Source organism: Yeosuana sp. (assembly GCF_057126245.1).
The window spans coordinates 13927-31355 of the sequence record NZ_DBNGMQ010000092.1 but is presented as its reverse complement, the minus strand read 5'-3'; the positions used below and the strand labels follow the sequence as shown (position 1 = coordinate 31355).

Sequence of the window (17429 nt, the reverse complement as noted above, 5' to 3'; positions counted from 1 at the left end):
TTATTTAATTCTTTTTTTATAGCCATTAAACTCCTTTATAACTCGCGGTGCCAATATAAGGGTCGAAACCATCGTAGGTATTGCCATTAAAGCAAACACACCATCAATTAAATTTAGCATCATACTAAAAGGAGTCATAACTGCAATAATGATACTTGAAATATAAAAATAATTAAAATAGTGCTTTTTATCATCTCCAATTAAAAAAGATAAACATTTTGTGCCATAATAAGAATATGAAAATAGTGATGATACACTAAAAATGAGCACACAGACCATAAGTAAATACTTACCATAAACAGGGATGGCAGCATCAAATGCAGACGCCGTTAAACTCACACCGTTGTCGGACGTTGTTTGCCAAACACCTGTTACTAAAATAGCCAAAGCTGTTAGCGTACAAACTATCAACGTATCAATGGCAGGTCCTAACATAGCCACCAATCCTTCACGTACTGGCTCATCGGTTTTTGCCGCTCCGTGAGCCATAGGAGCAGTACCAATACCCGCTTCATTTGAAAAGGCCCCACGACGAATTCCTAACAAAACCAAAGCTCCTAAAACACCTCCAAAAAACGGATCACCTTTAAAGTTTTCAGCGGCGAATGCATCTGTAAAAATCATAGCAAAATATTTAGGAACCTCATCATAGTTAGTAATTAAAATAATTAACACTAAAATAAAGTATAATATCACCATGGTAGGCACCATTTTAGATGCTGCATTGCTAATACTTTTTAAACCACCAATAATAATAATGGATGTTGCAACAACTAAAACTAACGCTATAATCGCATTTGAGGTAAACCCAACCTCAACACCATTAGGTGTTAAAACAATATCATTAATTGCCTGTGTTAATTGATTCACATTAACTACAGGTAAAACACCTATCATCCCAAAAAAACTAAACATCACAGCAAGTGGTTTCCAAGATTTACCCAAACCTTCAACAATAAAGTACATAGGTCCTCCTTGTAATACACCAGCACTATCTTTACCTCTATACAAAATAGCCAATGTAGACGTGAAAAATTTAGTCGACATCCCTACAATAGCACTTATCCACATCCAAAACATGGCTCCAGGACCACCCATAGAAATAGCCACAGCAACACCGGCAATATTACCCATACCAATGGTAGATGACAATGCGGTTGTTAATGCTTTAAAATGACTTATCTGTCCTGGATCATCCGGATCATCATACTTTCCTCTAAGCACTTGTATCGCATGCCCAATATATCTAAAAGGTAAAAATTTAGATAAAATCAACAGATATAATCCGCCGCCAATTAACAATATAACTAAAGGCAAACCCCATGCGTATGAAGAAAATTTTTCAATGAATTGTTCCATGTAGTATTAAATTTTTAAGTATTATTTTATAAATATATTACTTTAGCCGTATCTAGCTTTAATTTTTAAAAGTATATTTATCACAATAAACGAATCACTTTTGAATCCTAACCGATTATATTTTATTGATGCCGTTAGAGCTTTTGCTATTTTAATGATGCTACAAGGGCATTTTATTGATACGCTTATTGATCCTGTTTTTAGAGATAACACGAATACCATTTACAATATATGGTCTTATTTTAGAGGCATTACAGCACCTGTATTTTTTACTATTTCTGGTTTAGTATTTACCTATTTGCTTTTGCGTGCTAATGAGAAAGGAAGTGACAAACCTCGAATAAAGAAAGGATTTTTTAGAGGACTTTTGCTTATTATTATAGGGTACAGTCTTCGTATAAATCTTTTAAGTTGGTTTGATGGTTATTTTAGTCCGTATTTTTTAGTTGTAGACGTGTTACAATGTATTGGTTTGTCACTCATTATTTTAGTTGGCCTACATATTGTATTTAAGCACCATAGTTATATTTTTTCGATAGTACTTTTCATTTTAGGATGTTTATGTTTTATTTCTGAACCCTTATACCGAAATTTAGCAATCGACAATTTACCGCTTATTATAGCCAATTATATGACCAAAATAAATGGCTCGGTCTTTACCATACTTCCATGGTTTGGGTATTCGGCATTTGGAGCTTTTTTATCTACCGTATTTTTTAGGCACGCGCATCGCAACCTGTTTAAAGTGTTTACAATAGCCATCTTTTTTGTAGTCGGCTTATTCTTAGTATATTATTCCTCATGGTTTTTATTGGAGTTAAACGAATTTACAGGTATTGAATTATTAAAACTAAGTGCCGACTATAATTACTTGTTTACACGCTTAGGTAATGTATTAATCCTATTTGGTGTGTTTTATGCTTTTGAACGTTTCTTAAAACAATCTATCATTGCAAAAATTGGAGAAAAAACACTGTCTATTTACGTGATTCATTTTATTATTCTCTTTGGAAGTTATACAGGTTATGGCTTAAAACGGTTTCTAAACCATTCGCTAAATCCTTCGGAGGCCATAATAGGGGCGCTATTATTTATTATTGTGGTATGCATTATCTCCTTTCACTACGCACGCACAAACCATTTTGTATATAGTCTAGCCCGAAAAATTACCGATAGAATAAAAAAATAAAGTATGAGAGGCTAATGGTTTTTCCAACTCCAGATTTTTTTATACCGAAAAGGCCTTGTCTAATTATTTAGATTTAGGATTGCCTTTTAGTCGTACGGATAAAGCGAGTGAATCACAAAAGAAAAATTAGCACCATTTGATTGCTATTTTTCAAATAAATACGCTGCAACATACCAATTCTTAAAATTTTAAAGTCTAAATTGACCCATCAACTAATATTATTTACTTAAACAGATTGATATCTAAATAACTACCATTTTAATATGAAAAAATATCAAATTTTTATAATTGCATTCATTTCTCTAAATCTGTATTCTCAAAGTCATTTATACATGCCCATTGAATTTCAAAAGGCTTATAAATTATCTACCAGAGCCTTAGATGGCAACCCAGGTGACCAATACTGGCAAAACTTTAGTTCTTATACTATTAACGCAGCTATAGAACCAGGAACTTGGAAAATAAAAGGTAGTGAGGTTATTGAATACGTCAATAATAGTCCGGATACTTTAAAATCTATTTATATAAAATTATATCCTAATCATTACAAAAAAGGAGCCCCTAGAGCAAATTCTATTCCTCTTGAAGATATTACGGATGGTTTACAAATAAGCAAGTTAACCATTAACAACATCCCTTTCGATGTTAACAAAAGTAGACAAATTAGAATGAGAGGGACTTATATGATTGTGCGTCTTAAAAATGCTATACTACCTAAAAGCACTGCGGTTCTGAGTATGGATTGGACCACTGAAATGCCTCAAACTTATGTGAATCGGATTGGGGCATACAATAGTTCGAGTGCTTTTATGGGTTACTGGTATCCTCAAATTGCAAGATACGATGATATAGATGGCTGGGACAGGATGGAGTATTTGGCAAGTCAAGAAACCAACAATGACTTCTCTGATTTTAATGTGACTATTGAAGCACCTGATACTTACAACATTTGGGCAACAGGTGTTTTACAAAACCCAGAAGCCGTTTTACCGACAGAGGTATTGCAACGCTACAATAAGGCCAAAACATCTGAAGTACCCATTACCATATTACCAGGTTGGAGTGAACCCCAAACGAATAATAAGGTTAAAAAACAGTGGCATTTTAAGGCAGACTATGTACCCGATTTTGCCTTCGCAGTGAGTAATAATTTTACATGGATTAGCAACACAGTAACCATTGAGAATAAAAAGATTGCATCTCATTTAGTTTTTGATAAATCTCAAGCATCTTCCGTAGCATACTTAATCGGTGCACAGAAAAAGTCCTTACAATATTCAAGTACGGTTTATCCTAACGTTATATATCCTTATCCGCAATTTACAACCTTTATTGGTGTGCCAGAATTTGACGGGATGGAATTTCCAATGATGGCAAATAACGGTGTTAGTGATAAAGACTACGAAAATACAGATGTGACCTTTCATGAATTAGCACATACCTATTTTCCATTTCTTACTGGAATTAATGAGGTAAAATACTCATGGATGGAGGAAGGTTGGGCTACCTTTTTAACTATAAAATTTCTTAAAGAGTATTATAAAAATACCCCAAAGGATAATATGGAACTTAAAAGAAACTTAAACAGTTATAATGAAAATGCAGGGAGTATGTGGGATGTACCACTTATAACCCCTTCGTATTTATTAACATTTGGACCTGCTCACAGTCAATTATCGTATAGAAAACCAACATTTATGTACTTTACTTTGGAGCATTTATTAGGAGAAACTGTATTTAAAAATTGTTTAAAAGACTACATAAAACGCTGGACAGGAAAACACCCTACCCCTTATGACTTTATGAATTCCTTTAATGATATTAGCAATACCAATTTAAATTGGTTCTGGAACAAATGGGTATTCGAACAAGGCTATGGCGATTTAGGAATAGATAAAGTTGAAAATTCGAAAGTGTATATTCAAAACTTTGGCGGATTGCCCTTACCTATATTTCTGCAGTTTACTTACAAAAATGGGAAACAAGTTATTATTGAAAAAACTGCACGTATTTGGAAGGACATTGACCAAAATAAAGTAACCATTGATATTTTAGACGCTGATAATTTATTAGACATTAAACTAATTGATGATTTTTATCCAGACGCCAACAAGACAAATAATTTCTTAAAAATATAAAAGTAGTAACTTATAAACTTATAAGGTTTAGTTTTTAATTCAACTTCTTAAAGAACTTTGGCTACTCCTTTAATTAAATTCGTGTTCATATTTTTAATATGATTTATGGCCTTCAGAAATTCTTTTATTAACCGCAAAAGTAAGCTCCTCTTTCATGCCACCTATCTTTTAAATACGACGATTATTAAACAAAACATCAAGGAGAGACGTTTAGGTACACAAGCAATAATTATTATGAAACACAAGTAATTCGCATTAGCTATACCTATAAATTTTAGTAAAAAAAGTACAAAACTGATAAAAGTTAGCTTTTAAATATAAGGAAGTTACTAATTTTATCACATATTAATTAGAGTTCATCTAGAACGTCTTTAATTTTAACCAACATGAATAGTAAACTTACTAAAGTTATATGCAGTATCTTGTTAGTAATTATAGCTTGTAAACAACAAGAAAACACAACACACACAGGCGAAACTGAATCAGAAAACGAGCACCACTGGAGTTATTCGGGCGAAACATCACCAGAACATTGGATAGAGATTGAAAAAAATTCAGATTGCGATGGCAACCACCAATCACCCATTAATATCATTCACAAAGACACAGATTCGGTCGCTTCAAAAGATGATTTAAAAATATTATATACCCCAACCACACTTATTAGCGAAGTTGAAAATAACGGGCATTCCATTCAGTTTGACTTTGAAGCCGGAGACTCTATCAACTACAAAAACCAAACCTTTTATTTAAAACAAATTCATTTCCATGAGCCTTCTGAACACAAAATAAACGGTGTAATTTACCCCATTGAAATGCATCTGGTACACGTTAATAAAGCAGGAAAAATAACAGTCTTAGGTATTTTAGGAGAAGAAGGCGATGAAAGTCAGTTATTTGAATTTTTTGAAAGCTTTTTACCTATAAAAAATGGTGTAACAAAAGATATACACCAAAACATTGATTTATCTGGTTTATTTTTGGAAGATAAAAGCTATTATGCATACGGAGGCTCTTTAACAACACCACCATGTACTGAAAATGTAAACTGGATTGTTTTTAAAAACCCTTTTATTTTGTCGGTTGATGAAGTTTTAAAACTGAAAAACAACATGCCGCTTAATAATTACCGCAACGAACAACCTTTAAATGAGCGTATAGTGACACTAAATTATTAAGGCTTGAAAGTTGATAACTTTTCTTTCAGAACAGTCTACAACTATTGAGTTTGTAATTTTAAAACTTTAAATTTGCTTATCGACTGATATAAATCATTGAAACGACGTCATATCAATGAAGATAAGCGCAACCAAAAAACTATTTTGCTAAATACGCCAAAACATTGGCTTCAATACGCTCTTGAATGTTAGACACATCGGCCTTAACAAAGGTTTCTCCGGTAATGTTTTCATATAATTCGATATAACGGTCTGAGACCGTTTCTATATAGTCGTCACTCATAAAAGGTACTGTTTGCCCTTCTAAGCCTTGAAAATCATTAGAGATGAGCCACTGGCGCACAAACTCTTTAGAAAGTTGCTTTTGAGCTTCACCCTTATCTTGACGCTCTTGATAGCCATCGGCATAAAAATAGCGCGAAGAATCTGGTGTGTGTATTTCGTCTATCAATACTATTTTACCATCTTTAGTTTTTCCAAACTCATATTTTGTATCGACAAGAATCAAGCCTCTTGAAGCTGCAATTTCTGAGCCGCGTTGGAATAATTTACGAGTATAATCTTCTAAAACTAAATAATCCGCTTCAATTACAATACCACGTTTAAGAATTCCTTCACGAGAAATATCTTCATCATGGTTACCCATTTCTGCTTTGGTAGCAGGTGTAATAATAGGCTCTGGAAAGGCATCGTTTTCTTTCATGCCATCTGGCATTTCGATTCCACAAAGCATACGTTTACCCGTTTTGTACTCACGTGCTGCATGACCAGACATATACCCACGAATTACCATTTCTACCTTAAAGGGCTCGCATAAATAACCAACGGCAACGTTTGGGTCTGGCGCAGCCGTTAACCAGTTTGGGACTAAATCTTCAGTGGCTGCCATCATTTTGGTAGCGATCTGATTGAGTATTTGTCCTTTATAAGGAATGCCTTTTGGCATAACGACATCAAACGCCGAAAGTCTGTCCGTCGCAATCATAACTAACTCTTGGTCGTTAATGTTATAGACTTCCCTAACTTTTCCTTTGTAAACACTTTTTTGTCCTGGGAAATTAAAATTGGTATCGATGATGGTATTATGACTCATGTTTATTCGTTTATGAGTTAATTTGTTTATGATACACTTCGTCTGCGCTCATTATGACATTTATATTCATTTTAGTTCGTAAGCCCTAGCCCCGATTGCAGCGGTATCCTTTTTTGCTATTAAAAGTAAAAAAGATATAGTGGAAAGCGGGACATAGCTTCTAAAAAATTATTCTCTGTTTTCAATACTTTTATAGGCTTCAATTACCTTTTTAACCAGTTTATGACGAATCACATCTTTATCGTCTAAAAATATCATACCCACACCGTCTACATTCTTCAAAATCAACAAGGCTTCTTTTAAACCAGAAATGGTTCGCCTTGGTAAATCGATTTGTCCCGGATCTCCTGTTAATAAAAACTTCGCGTTTTTCCCCATTCGGGTTAAAAACATTTTCATTTGGTTGTGTGTTGTATTTTGACCTTCATCTAAAATCACAAAAGCATTATCTAAGGTTCTTCCACGCATAAACGCTAATGGTGCAATTTGTATGGTGCCCTTTTCAATATACATTGAAAGTTTTTCGGCAGGAATCATATCCCGTAAGGCATCATACAACGGCTGCATGTATGGATCAAGTTTTTCTTTTAAATCGCCAGGAAGAAAGCCTAGATTCTCACCTGCTTCAACCGCAGGCCGGGTTAATATAATACGTTTAACTTCTTTGTTTTTTAAAGCCTGAACGGCTAATGCCACACCTGTATACGTTTTACCTGTACCTGCAGGACCAATGGCAAAAACCATATCGTTTTTTCGCATAAGCTCTACCATTTTACGTTGGTTAGCCGTTTGCGCTTTAATTAACTTTCCGCCAACACCATGAACAATTACTTCGCCACTTTGTTTAGACGTAGAATAGTCATCGCTACTTTGACTCGTTAAAACACGTTCGATCACATTTTCGTCTAGTTTATTGTACTTTGCAAAATGCTTTAAAAGCATGGTAATTCTCTTATCAAACTCTTCAAGAAGTTCTTCATCACCAAATGCTTTTAATTTATTACCTCTTGCAACAATTTTTAATTTGGGAAAGTATTTTTTTAATAATTCAATATTGATATTATGTTCTCCAAAAAACTCTTTTGGAGTAATCTCTTCAAGTTCAATAATAATTTCGTTCAAAGGCGTTGTTTTTATTTTGAAAAATCCATCTAACTTATACTTCAAAAGCTGTGTCTAGATGAACAAATTTTTTGTTTTATTGCGTTAACTTTTACTTATTTTTAATTAGAAATTTTTAGCCAACATTTATTTTTTTTACTTCAAACTTAAAATTGAAAACGAAAAAAAATATGTAGGTTTGTAAAAGTCAAAAATACATAATTTTGATTGAGGTCTCATTAAAAACATATCAACAATTTTAATATGGCAATTATCACATTAACATCTGATTTTGGTGAAAAAGATCACTTTGCTGGTGCGATAAAAGGTGCCATTTACAGTGAGATGCCCGAAATACGAATTGTTGATATCTCACATTCTATTTCGCCATTTAATATTTCTGAAGCTGCTTATATTATTCAAAATGCTTATCGAAGTTTTCCCAAAGGAACCATTCATGTTATTGGTATAGATTCTGAATTAAATAAAGAAAATAAACATATTGCTCTTAAACTTGACGATCATTACTTTGTTTGCGCAAATAATGGCATTATGAGTATGCTTTGTGCTGAGATAGTGCCAGAAAAAATTGTTGAAATTAATATTCATGATAAAATTCAAACTAGTTTTCCGGTACTTGATGTTTTTGTAAAAGTGGCTTGCCATATTGCCAGAGGAGGTACTTTGGAAATTATTGGTAAAACTATTACTAAAATAAAACCCATTAAAAATATTGTTCCTTATGTAAATGAGGATAAATCGCAAATTATTGGAAGCGTTATTTATGTTGATAATTACGGAAATGTCGTAACAAATATTAAAAAATCATTTTTTGAAATGGTTCAAAAAGGACGTTCTTTTGAAATTTCGGCCAGAAGCTACAAGTTTAGAGCTATTCATAAAAAATATAGTGATTTTATAAATTTTGAAATACCTGAAGACAAAAGACATGATGAAGGCCGTGGTTTAGTTGTTTTTAATTCTGGTAATTTTTTAGAAATTGCAGTTTACAAAAGTAATTCTGCGACTGTTGGAAGTGCTTCAACATTAATGGGATTAGGCTTAATGGATGCTGTAAGTGTTAATTTTTTAAAAGAATAATTACCTATGTTTGTAAGAATTGTAAAAATGCGGTTTTCTGAAGAACATATAGACGATTTTCTAAGTAATTTTGAAGACAATAAAAACAGGATTAGAAATTTTAAAGGTTGTAATTTGTTAGAACTTTACAGAGATAAAGAAAATCCTTGCGTGTTTTTTACATACAGTTATTGGAATAATGAAAGTGATTTAGAAAATTACAGACAATCTGAACTATTTAAAAGCGTGTGGTCTAAAACTAAACGTTTTTTTAATGCAAAACCAGAAGCGTGGAGTGTGGATAAAGTTGCGTCTTTACTATAATGAATGAAGAAAAACGAGATATGATTAACCAATGTAGAAAAACGATTTAAGAATTTTAAATCATTTTAAGGGAAACAAAAACTAACAACCATTAACAAACCCAATGCTAGCAATACTTAAAAAAGAAATAAATTCATTTTTCTCTTCACCAATTGGGTATTTAGTTATTGGAATATTCTTATTACTTAACGGCTTGTTTTTATGGGTATTTAAGGGTGAGTTTAATATATTAGATTATGGTTTTTCTGATTTATCATCGTTCTTTTTAATAGCCCCTTGGATCTTAATGTTTTTGATTCCTGCAGTAACTATGCGCAGTTTTTCTGATGAAAAAAAACAAGGTACTTTAGAACTTTTACTTACTAAACCCATATCAAAACTTCAAATAGTATTAGGAAAATATTTTGGAGCACTCATCTTAATTATGATTGCGCTTTTACCAACACTTCTTTATGTTTATACCATTTACCAATTAGGAAATCCGATTGGAAATTTAGATTTTGGTAGTACGCTTGGCTCCTATTTTGGTTTATTGTTTTTAATAGCCTCATATACAGCTATTGGAATCTTTGCTTCAACACTATCGGAAAACCAAATCGTCTCCTTTTTAATAGCGATTTCTATTTGTTTTCTGTTTTACATAGGTTTTGAAGGGCTTTCAGATTTTACCTCTAGCCTATTCTTAGAACAATTAGGAATGAGTTACCATTTTAAAAGTATGAGCAGAGGTGTTTTAGATAGTAGAGATATTATATATTTTTTAAGTGTTACCATTTTTTTTATTGTACTAACCAAAACAACTTTCAAAAAATAAGTACATGATTATTACCCCCGCTTTTATTATTCTTTTTTGCTTGGTTCTTGCGTTGGTCTGGATATTTGCGAGAACAATAGACAAGCGCAAATGGATAACTTTTTTAATTACTATTGTATTATCACCCATTATTTATTTTTATGTGTTTTATCCGTTCATTAATATCTTTACAAGGTATCATCATCAAAAATATTTTGACAGTGAAGTATGGCAGGAAAAACCAGCCTTGCGATATGAAATGAGTAATAATATGATTAATGATAGTTTATTTATGGGCAAAAATAAAAAAGAGGTAGAAACATTGCTTGGAAAAAGCGAATGGTATGGTTGGGATGATGCTATTAAGTCTAATTCTTCAGAAAAATGGAATTATAACCTAGGTTTTAAACCAGGTGCTTTTAATATGATGCAAGAGTGTATTGAGCTAGAATTTAAAAACAATATTGTTAAGAATGTGAGACAATATCAATTAGAAAAAACATTTGAAGAAAAATAGTAAACATATCATCCTAACATTACTAGTTTTAATTGTTATTAACTACCTGAGTAGTTTGGCTTTTAAACGTGTTGATTTAACACATGACAAACGTTATACCTTAAGTGCTGCTTCATTACATGTGATAAAAGATGCCACTTCGCCTATTGTAATTGATGTGTTTTTAAAAGGAGACGATTTTCCTTCAGAATTTAAACGGCTACAAAGAGAAACAGCCCAATTACTTGAAGAATTTTCAGCAGATAACAAGAATATTATTTTTCGTTTTATCAATCCATTAGAGGATGATCGAACCGAAGGGTTAATGCCAATGCAGTTGAGCGTTCAAGAGGATGGAAAAAGCACACAGGAGGTAATCTATCCATGGGCCTTAGTAAGTTATCAGGATAAAACGATACCAGTTTCTTTAGTTAAAAATAAAATTGGGGCTTCACAACAAGAATTAGTATCAAATTCTGTACAGCATTTAGAATATGTATTTTCTGATGCTTTTAGTAAATTAATAAAACCAAAAAGACGAAAAATAGCGGTATTAAAAGGAAACGGAGAACTTGAAGATAAATACATTTTTGATTTTGTGAAAAAACTGGGTGAATACTATTATATCGCACCGTTTACGCTTGATAGTGTTTCTGTAAATCCACAAAAAGCATTAACTAATTTAAACACATTTGATTTATTACTGGCCGCAAAACCAACAGAAGTTTTTACCGAAAAAGAAAAACAAGTTTTAGACCAATTTACCATGAATGGCGGAAAAAGTTTATGGCTTATAGACAAAGTAATCGCTGAAAAAGATAGCTTGTACAATGAAGCCGGAACAACCTTTGCTATAGCGAGGGATTTAAATCTTACCGATTTCTTTTTTAAATATGGCATTCGAATTAATCCGATATTAATAAGCTCGCTTTATTCGGCCCCAATTACATTGGCTGTTGGTGAAGGAAGTAATTCACAATTTCAACACTTACAATGGCCTTATTCACCCCTTGCATCAACGAATAGTACACATCCTATTGTTAATAATTTAAATTTTGTGAAATTTGATTTCGCCAATCAAATAGACACGCTAAAAAACAGCATTAAAAAGACTATTTTATTAGAAAGTGCTCCCTTAACAGCTCTTGAAGGAACTCCTAGAGAAATTAGTTTGGATATTGTTACCAGACAACAAGACCCTGCGCTTTTTAATAAAGGAAATCAACCACTTGCGGTATTGTTAGAAGGCCGTTTTACATCGGTTTATAAAAATAGAATTAAGCCATTCAACTTTTCAAAAGAAAAAGATGAAAGTAGTCCAACAAAAATGATTGTTATTGCAGATGGTGATGTTATAAAGAATGATATCGTTAGAAGTCAACCTCAAGAACTGGGCTTTGATAGATGGACTGGTAAAACCTTTGGTAATAAAGAATTTTTACTGAATGCCATAAATTACTTATTGGATGACGATGGACTTATAAACATTCGTTCAAAGGAAATAACAGTAGCCTTTTTAGATCCTCAAAAAATTACCAGACAAAAAACTAACTGGCAACTTCTTAATATATTGCTACCATTAGTGTTATTAGCACTTTTTGGTTTTGGTTTTAATTACGTAAGAAAGAAAAAATTCACCAAGTAAATGTTAATAAGTTTGTTTCCTTTATTAGTCTGTATGGAATATATTTGTAGGTAGTATTCTTTAAACGAAACAAAGAACAAATACGGGTAACATTCATTTTACTTAACTTTTGATTTAAGGTTATTAGAATTAAATGAATGTAATATTTGTCAATTAAAAAATATAAACGACCAAATGAAATTTATAGTATCAAGTACCTATTTATTAAAACAACTACAAGTTTTAGGTGGTGTGATTAATAACTCAAATACACTACCAATTTTAGATAATTTCTTATTTGAATTAGATCATTCAAAACTGACTGTTTCTGCAAGTGATTTGGAAACTACTATGGTTTCTGAACTTAGTGTTGAAAGTGATAATAAAGGTAGTATCGCACTTCCTGCAAGGTTACTACTTGATACCTTAAAAACATTTCCTGAACAACCTTTAACATTTAAAATTGAGGAGAACAACACGGTTGAAATAAGTTCAAATCATGGAAAATATGCTCTAGCATATGCAAATGCTGAAGAATTCCCTAAGGCTGTTGCTTTAGAAGACCCTAGTAAAACCATATTAACCGGTGATATTTTAGCTACAGCCATAAGTAAAACTATATTTGCGGCTGGTAATGATGATTTGCGCCCTGTGATGAGTGGTGTATTTTTTCAATTTGCTTCTGAAGGCTTAACATTTGTTGCCACAGATGCTCATAAACTTGTAAAATATACAAGAGAAGATGTAAAAGCAAATCAACCCGCCGAATTTATTATGCCTAAAAAACCATTAAATCTTTTAAAAGGCATTTTAGCAGGAAGTGAAGAAGAGGTCACCATTGAATATAACGACTCTAACGCCAAATTTACTTTTGAAAATTCTCAATTAATTTGCCGATTGATAGATGGAAAATATCCGAACTACGATGCTGTTATCCCTAAAGAAAATCCTAATAAGTTAATGATAGATAGAATTCAATTTTTAAATTCTGTACGTCGCGTGAGCATATTCTCAAATAAAACAACACATCAAATCAGATTGAAAATCGCTGGAGCGGAATTAAATATATCAGCTGAAGATATTGATTACAGTAATAAAGCTGAAGAACGATTGACTTGTGATTATCATGGAGATGATATGCAAATTGGTTTTAACTCCAGATTTTTAACTGAAATGCTCAACAATTTAAGTGCAGATGACGTTAAGCTAGAAATGAGCTTACCAAACCGAGCAGGCATCTTAACACCGATAGATGGTTTAGATGAAGGTGAACTTATTACAATGTTAGTTATGCCCGTTATGCTTAATAGTTAAACAAATTTTAATTTATATTTTATAAAAAAACGCTCACTAAATTAGTGAGCGTTTTTATTATCTCATATGAAGAGATTTAATATCTATAAGAAGTCTATTTTATAAACTGTATGGTCATAGGATAATCAGGGTTTTCACCATTATTTGCTTTTACAGCATTAATTATTGGAAAAATAACAGAAATTAAACCTAACAAAATTAAACCTAAAAGCCCTAATCCCAATAAAAGTATCAGAGGGATGCATATAATAGCATAAATAATTAAACTTAATTGAAAATTAACAATACGCTTTCCTTGCATATCCATATTATACACCTTTTCCTTTTGGGTAGCCCAAAGAATCAGAGGAATTATTAACCCTCCAAAACCAGTTAACACTGAAGCTAACTGACTTAAATGGGTAATTACTAAAAGTTGATTATCTTGTCTCATGATGGTTTGTGATTTTGATTGATATACATATATGACGTAATAATACACAAATTGTTACAAACAAAATATTTGACTTTCATGAGGCAAGGTTCAAGAATTTTCCATTACCAAAAAGGGAACATCAATATTATAAGCGAGTGTTTCTTCAGGATGTCTGTTAAATAATCGCTCTAAAAAAGTATGCTTTTTACGCATCATAGCAATTAGTTTTATATTGTTGGAGTGAATGTATTCAGACACGGTTTTATACAAATCTTTGTTGTAAGAATCTATGTTTTCATAAACTATATCATTAAAATATGTTCTCAAAAATACCTTATTTTCTTTTTTTTGATTCCCATTTCCTTCAATGTCATCAAAGTGTAACACATTTAATTTAGACTTATGAAGCGTTAAAATTTCTTTAAGAGGTTTTAATTCTTCAATGTTATGTAAAGTCTCATGATTGGTAGTAAAAGCAACCTCTTTTAAACCTGTAAATAAACAACCATTAGGTATTGCTAAAACAGGTGCGATACACCGTTGCATAACGTGTACTGTATTGCTTCCAAAAATCACTTTTTCTAAACCAGAAGCTCCCTTTGTACCCATTACTATAAGGTCAATATCATTTTTGACAGTTAATTGATTTATTGAATCTATAAAATTATCATAATCTACAACAGAATGAAATGTATGCTTTTCGTTTTTATATTTATTTTCAATCTTGGTTATTAAATTAGACAATGAACGTTTTGATACATCAATAATTGTTTGATATATAGTTGCCGAAGAAGCCATGACCATCATATCATCTGAGACGAAAGAAGAAGCCTTTTGAACATTTAACAAATAAAAATCACAAGCAACATCTTTAAACAATGACATTGCATATTTAATGGCGTTTTCAGAGTTCTTAGAGAAATCTGTAGGTAATAATATCGATTTCATCTATAAAATATTTTAAATTATAAATAAATTTAGTGTTTAAGCCCTTTAAAAACAATGACATTTGTTAGTTATTAAATACTTGTAAGCCTTAAAATAAAATTAGTATAATCGTCTAAAGGGTTGTATTTTTCGCTGCAATATATAATATATTCGTTATGAAAAAACGATTCATTTTTTTGGACTTAATAGAATCAATTTCAATTAAAGCTCAAAATAATGCTATTTCAACGGGTAAAAACTAACTTATACTACACCCTACAATATGTCAGGAATTTTAACTGATATAGCGCAAATTACTATGGAAACCAGTGAAGCTAAAACTTCTAAAACAACACTTTTAAGACTTAAATGTACAGCAACTACGTATAGTAATTGGGATATTTTTTTTAAAATTGTTGATTTGTATGAAAGTTATGTTAACCCAAAGAACTTAACACCTTATTTGTACAAGCGAGATATTAATGAAGGTAGCTATCACAAATTCATGAAATATACGTTTAACCAAAAAACAAATACCATAAATTCAATCCAAATAAAAAGAAACAATAAAGAGGAACAAAAAAGTTTCTCGATTAACTCGGGTACGAAAGACATATTCTCTACCTTATATAACATTAGACTTTTCGATTATAATATGAGTACCGGATCAATAAAAAGTTTCACTATAGTTTTTGATAGAGAAGAAGTTAAAGCTCTAATAGTATTTCCAGGTAAAGAAACCATTGACAATAATATTGGGGAAAAAGAGTGTTATAAACTAGCTTTAAGTTCAGGTGAAAAAGTACTTCAAGGAAAAAACAATAATCTTTTGTGGCTTACAGCCGATGAAAACAAAATTATTGTATATGGTAGGTTTAAAATTCCAGTTGGCAATGGCGAACTTAAAATTAAATCTGCACAAGGTCTTAAAAATTAAATTATTTAAATAAATGAAAAGATTATTTACCATTCTTGCATTAATAGCCGCAATTTTATCAGTCATATTATCGGTTCTTCCAGTATCATATTTGGCAATTTTTCCGGCAATATCAGCGTTGTTATTAGGTTCTATAGCTTATATTTTATCTAAGAAAATTGGAGATGTAAACAAGATTATTCAATTTATTTTTCTACTCACAATCATATCATTAGCCGTAACCGTATATAAAGGCGTATTTTTAAAAACAGACGTTGTATATACCAAAGAGTTAAAAGACATGGAAAAAAAATCAAAAGAAAATGCTATTAAAGAAATAGAAGAGCTTGATATAGATGATATTAGCATTGAATAAACAAGGAGTTTTTATGTTTTTTACATATATTTGAATCCCAAAAACTACTTTTTTAATGAAATCTTTCTTAATCGCCTCATTTCTAACGTTAGTTGGCTCTTGTGCAACTAAAAAATACACCGAAAAAGTACAGGAATTAAAAGACGGTATTCAACTAGTTGATAGTTCTTTAGTTGTTCAATATGCCAAAACAATAACGCCTAAAGAACTTAGTGAACATGTTTATACCATTTCTTCAAATGATTTTGGAGGAAGAGCGACTGGAGAATTAGGTCAAAAAAAAGCGGCAGAATTAATAAAAGAATTTTACCAAAACCTTGAAATACCATCCCCTTTGGGTAATGAAAATTATTTTCAGATAATACCTAAATCTTTTTTACCTGATAAAACCAATGCTTCTGAAAATATTTTAGCTTTTATAGAAGGTTCTGAAAAACCGGAAGAAATCATCATAATTTCTGCACATTATGATCACTTAGGTATAACAAAAGATGGTTTAATAAATAATGGTGCTGATGATAATGCCTCAGGAACATCTGCACTTTTTGAAATGGCTCAAGCGTTTAAAATGGCAGAAGCAGATGGATACCACCCGAAAAGAAGTATTTTATTACTACATTTAACGGCAGAAGAAATTGGAAAACAAGGATCAGAATATTATGTAACACACCCAATTTTCCCTTTAGAAAATACGGTAGTCAATTTAAATATAGATATGATTGGTCGTATTGACGATGAGCATATAAACAATAAAGACTATCTCTATTTAATTGGTTCTGATAGGCTAAGTAATGAGCTCCATTATTTGTCAGAAAAAGTAAATCATACATTTTTTGATATGAATTTAGATTACAAATACAATACAGAAAATGATAGTAATCGCTTTTATGAGCGATCTGATCATTATAATTTTGCTATACATAATATTCCTATTATTTTTTATTTCAACGGAACACATGCCGATTACCATAAACCAACAGACACGCCAGATAAAATTGACTATGAATTATTAGCACGACGTACTAAATTAATTTTTATAACCGCATGGCAACTAGCAAATTTAGATCATCGAATAACAGTTGATCATGGCGTTATCTATTAAAAAT

The 17429-nt window shown here is 31.6% G+C and carries 17 protein-coding genes; 12 read left to right on the top strand and 5 right to left on the bottom strand.

Features of this window, described 5'->3' with window-relative positions:
- Entirely contained in the window at positions 1-1359 is a 1359-nt protein-coding gene (locus AC15TD_RS13010) for an alanine/glycine:cation symporter family protein (RefSeq protein ID WP_484452586.1), read from the bottom strand.
- A gap of 100 nt (positions 1360-1459) precedes the next feature.
- On the opposite strand from AC15TD_RS13010, the gene AC15TD_RS13005 reads away from it, so the two are divergent.
- The 3 genes from AC15TD_RS13005 to AC15TD_RS12995 all read left to right on the top strand — a co-directional run bounded on the left by AC15TD_RS13005 (position 1460) and on the right by AC15TD_RS12995 (position 5864).
- Complete coding sequence (locus AC15TD_RS13005; protein WP_484452585.1) at positions 1460-2548, top strand: heparan-alpha-glucosaminide N-acetyltransferase domain-containing protein; 1089 nt, start codon at positions 1460-1462, stop codon at positions 2546-2548.
- A gap of 263 nt (positions 2549-2811) precedes the next feature.
- A complete protein-coding gene (locus AC15TD_RS13000; RefSeq protein WP_484452584.1) occupies positions 2812-4686 on the top strand; it encodes a M1 family metallopeptidase in 1875 nt (624 codons plus the stop codon).
- Between the two features lie 386 nt (positions 4687-5072).
- Complete coding sequence (locus AC15TD_RS12995; RefSeq protein WP_484452583.1) at positions 5073-5864, top strand: carbonic anhydrase; 792 nt, start codon at positions 5073-5075, stop codon at positions 5862-5864.
- A 139-nt stretch (positions 5865-6003) separates the two neighbouring features.
- Here the strand turns inward: AC15TD_RS12995 and AC15TD_RS12990 are convergent, their stop codons facing one another.
- Positions 6004-6957 (bottom strand): phosphoribosylaminoimidazolesuccinocarboxamide synthase, encoded by a 954-nt coding sequence (locus AC15TD_RS12990; RefSeq protein ID WP_484452582.1) that lies wholly within the window; start codon positions 6955-6957, stop codon positions 6004-6006.
- A 168-nt stretch (positions 6958-7125) separates the two neighbouring features.
- Positions 7126-8079, bottom strand: coding sequence for a PhoH family protein (locus AC15TD_RS12985; protein ID WP_484452600.1), 954 nt, complete (start codon positions 8077-8079; stop codon positions 7126-7128).
- Positions 8080-8322: 243 nt separating this feature from the next.
- Here AC15TD_RS12985 and AC15TD_RS12980 point away from each other — a divergent pair, with 243 nt between their 5' ends.
- From AC15TD_RS12980 to dnaN, 6 genes are all read left to right on the top strand, one after another.
- The gene (locus AC15TD_RS12980; RefSeq protein WP_484452581.1) at positions 8323-9159 is read left to right on the top strand and encodes an SAM hydrolase/SAM-dependent halogenase family protein; all 837 of its coding nucleotides are present in this window, start codon (positions 8323-8325) and stop codon (positions 9157-9159) included.
- Positions 9160-9165: 6 nt separating this feature from the next.
- The gene (locus AC15TD_RS12975) at positions 9166-9462 is read left to right on the top strand and encodes a putative quinol monooxygenase (RefSeq protein ID WP_484452580.1); all 297 of its coding nucleotides are present in this window, start codon (positions 9166-9168) and stop codon (positions 9460-9462) included.
- 103 nt (positions 9463-9565) lie between these two features.
- Positions 9566-10276, top strand: coding sequence for a gliding motility-associated ABC transporter permease subunit GldF (gldF, locus tag AC15TD_RS12970; RefSeq protein WP_484452579.1), 711 nt, complete (start codon positions 9566-9568; stop codon positions 10274-10276).
- A gap of 4 nt (positions 10277-10280) precedes the next feature.
- Positions 10281-10772 carry a hypothetical protein gene (locus AC15TD_RS12965; RefSeq protein WP_484452578.1) on the top strand — a complete coding sequence of 164 codons (492 nt, stop codon included), beginning with the start codon at positions 10281-10283 and terminating at the stop codon, positions 10770-10772.
- Positions 10759-12396 carry a gliding motility-associated ABC transporter substrate-binding protein GldG gene (gene gldG / locus AC15TD_RS12960; RefSeq protein ID WP_484452577.1) on the top strand — a complete coding sequence of 546 codons (1638 nt, stop codon included), beginning with the start codon at positions 10759-10761 and terminating at the stop codon, positions 12394-12396. The genes AC15TD_RS12965 and gldG overlap by 14 nt, the downstream gene beginning before the upstream one ends.
- A 174-nt stretch (positions 12397-12570) precedes the next feature.
- Positions 12571-13689 carry a DNA polymerase III subunit beta gene (gene dnaN / locus AC15TD_RS12955; RefSeq protein ID WP_484452576.1) on the top strand — a complete coding sequence of 373 codons (1119 nt, stop codon included), beginning with the start codon at positions 12571-12573 and terminating at the stop codon, positions 13687-13689.
- A 94-nt stretch (positions 13690-13783) separates the two neighbouring features.
- On the opposite strand, the gene AC15TD_RS12950 is transcribed toward dnaN, so the two are convergent.
- Complete coding sequence (locus AC15TD_RS12950; RefSeq protein WP_484452575.1) at positions 13784-14122, bottom strand: DUF4870 domain-containing protein; 339 nt, start codon at positions 14120-14122, stop codon at positions 13784-13786.
- A 90-nt stretch (positions 14123-14212) separates the two neighbouring features.
- Positions 14213-15052, bottom strand: coding sequence for a universal stress protein (locus tag AC15TD_RS12945; protein WP_484452574.1), 840 nt, complete (start codon positions 15050-15052; stop codon positions 14213-14215).
- Positions 15053-15314: 262 nt separating this feature from the next.
- Between AC15TD_RS12945 and AC15TD_RS12940 the strand changes: the two genes are divergently transcribed.
- From AC15TD_RS12940 to AC15TD_RS12930, 3 genes are read left to right on the top strand one after another with little or no spacing between them, the layout of a single operon-like run.
- Positions 15315-15968: a DUF3108 domain-containing protein gene (locus tag AC15TD_RS12940; RefSeq protein WP_484452573.1), complete on the top strand. Its 654-nt coding sequence runs from the start codon at positions 15315-15317 to the stop codon at positions 15966-15968.
- 13 nt (positions 15969-15981) lie between these two features.
- Complete coding sequence (locus AC15TD_RS12935; protein ID WP_484452572.1) at positions 15982-16323, top strand: FUSC family protein; 342 nt, start codon at positions 15982-15984, stop codon at positions 16321-16323.
- A gap of 55 nt (positions 16324-16378) precedes the next feature.
- Entirely contained in the window at positions 16379-17425 is a 1047-nt protein-coding gene (locus AC15TD_RS12930) for a M28 family peptidase (RefSeq protein ID WP_484452571.1), read from the top strand.
- Positions 17426-17429: the final 4 nt, after the last annotated feature.

What these genes read in the sequence shown, in the direction of transcription:
- AC15TD_RS13010 (WP_484452586.1), bottom strand. Translation starts at nt 1,359, where the DNA reads ATGGAACAATTCATTGAAAAATTTTCTTCATACGCATGGGGTTTGCCT.
- AC15TD_RS13000 (WP_484452584.1), top strand. Translation starts at nt 2,812, where the DNA reads ATGAAAAAATATCAAATTTTTATAATTGCATTCATTTCTCTAAATCTG.
- AC15TD_RS12995 (WP_484452583.1), top strand. Translation starts at nt 5,073, where the DNA reads ATGAATAGTAAACTTACTAAAGTTATATGCAGTATCTTGTTAGTAATT.
- AC15TD_RS12990 (WP_484452582.1), bottom strand. Translation starts at nt 6,957, where the DNA reads ATGAGTCATAATACCATCATCGATACCAATTTTAATTTCCCAGGACAA.
- AC15TD_RS12980 (WP_484452581.1), top strand. Translation starts at nt 8,323, where the DNA reads ATGGCAATTATCACATTAACATCTGATTTTGGTGAAAAAGATCACTTT.
- AC15TD_RS12975 (WP_484452580.1), top strand. Translation starts at nt 9,166, where the DNA reads ATGTTTGTAAGAATTGTAAAAATGCGGTTTTCTGAAGAACATATAGAC.
- gldF (WP_484452579.1), top strand. Translation starts at nt 9,566, where the DNA reads ATGCTAGCAATACTTAAAAAAGAAATAAATTCATTTTTCTCTTCACCA.
- AC15TD_RS12965 (WP_484452578.1), top strand. Translation starts at nt 10,281, where the DNA reads ATGATTATTACCCCCGCTTTTATTATTCTTTTTTGCTTGGTTCTTGCG.
- dnaN (WP_484452576.1), top strand. Translation starts at nt 12,571, where the DNA reads ATGAAATTTATAGTATCAAGTACCTATTTATTAAAACAACTACAAGTT.
- AC15TD_RS12950 (WP_484452575.1), bottom strand. Translation starts at nt 14,122, where the DNA reads ATGAGACAAGATAATCAACTTTTAGTAATTACCCATTTAAGTCAGTTA.
- AC15TD_RS12945 (WP_484452574.1), bottom strand. Translation starts at nt 15,052, where the DNA reads ATGAAATCGATATTATTACCTACAGATTTCTCTAAGAACTCTGAAAAC.
- AC15TD_RS12940 (WP_484452573.1), top strand. Translation starts at nt 15,315, where the DNA reads ATGTCAGGAATTTTAACTGATATAGCGCAAATTACTATGGAAACCAGT.
- AC15TD_RS12935 (WP_484452572.1), top strand. Translation starts at nt 15,982, where the DNA reads ATGAAAAGATTATTTACCATTCTTGCATTAATAGCCGCAATTTTATCA.
- AC15TD_RS12930 (WP_484452571.1), top strand. Translation starts at nt 16,379, where the DNA reads ATGAAATCTTTCTTAATCGCCTCATTTCTAACGTTAGTTGGCTCTTGT.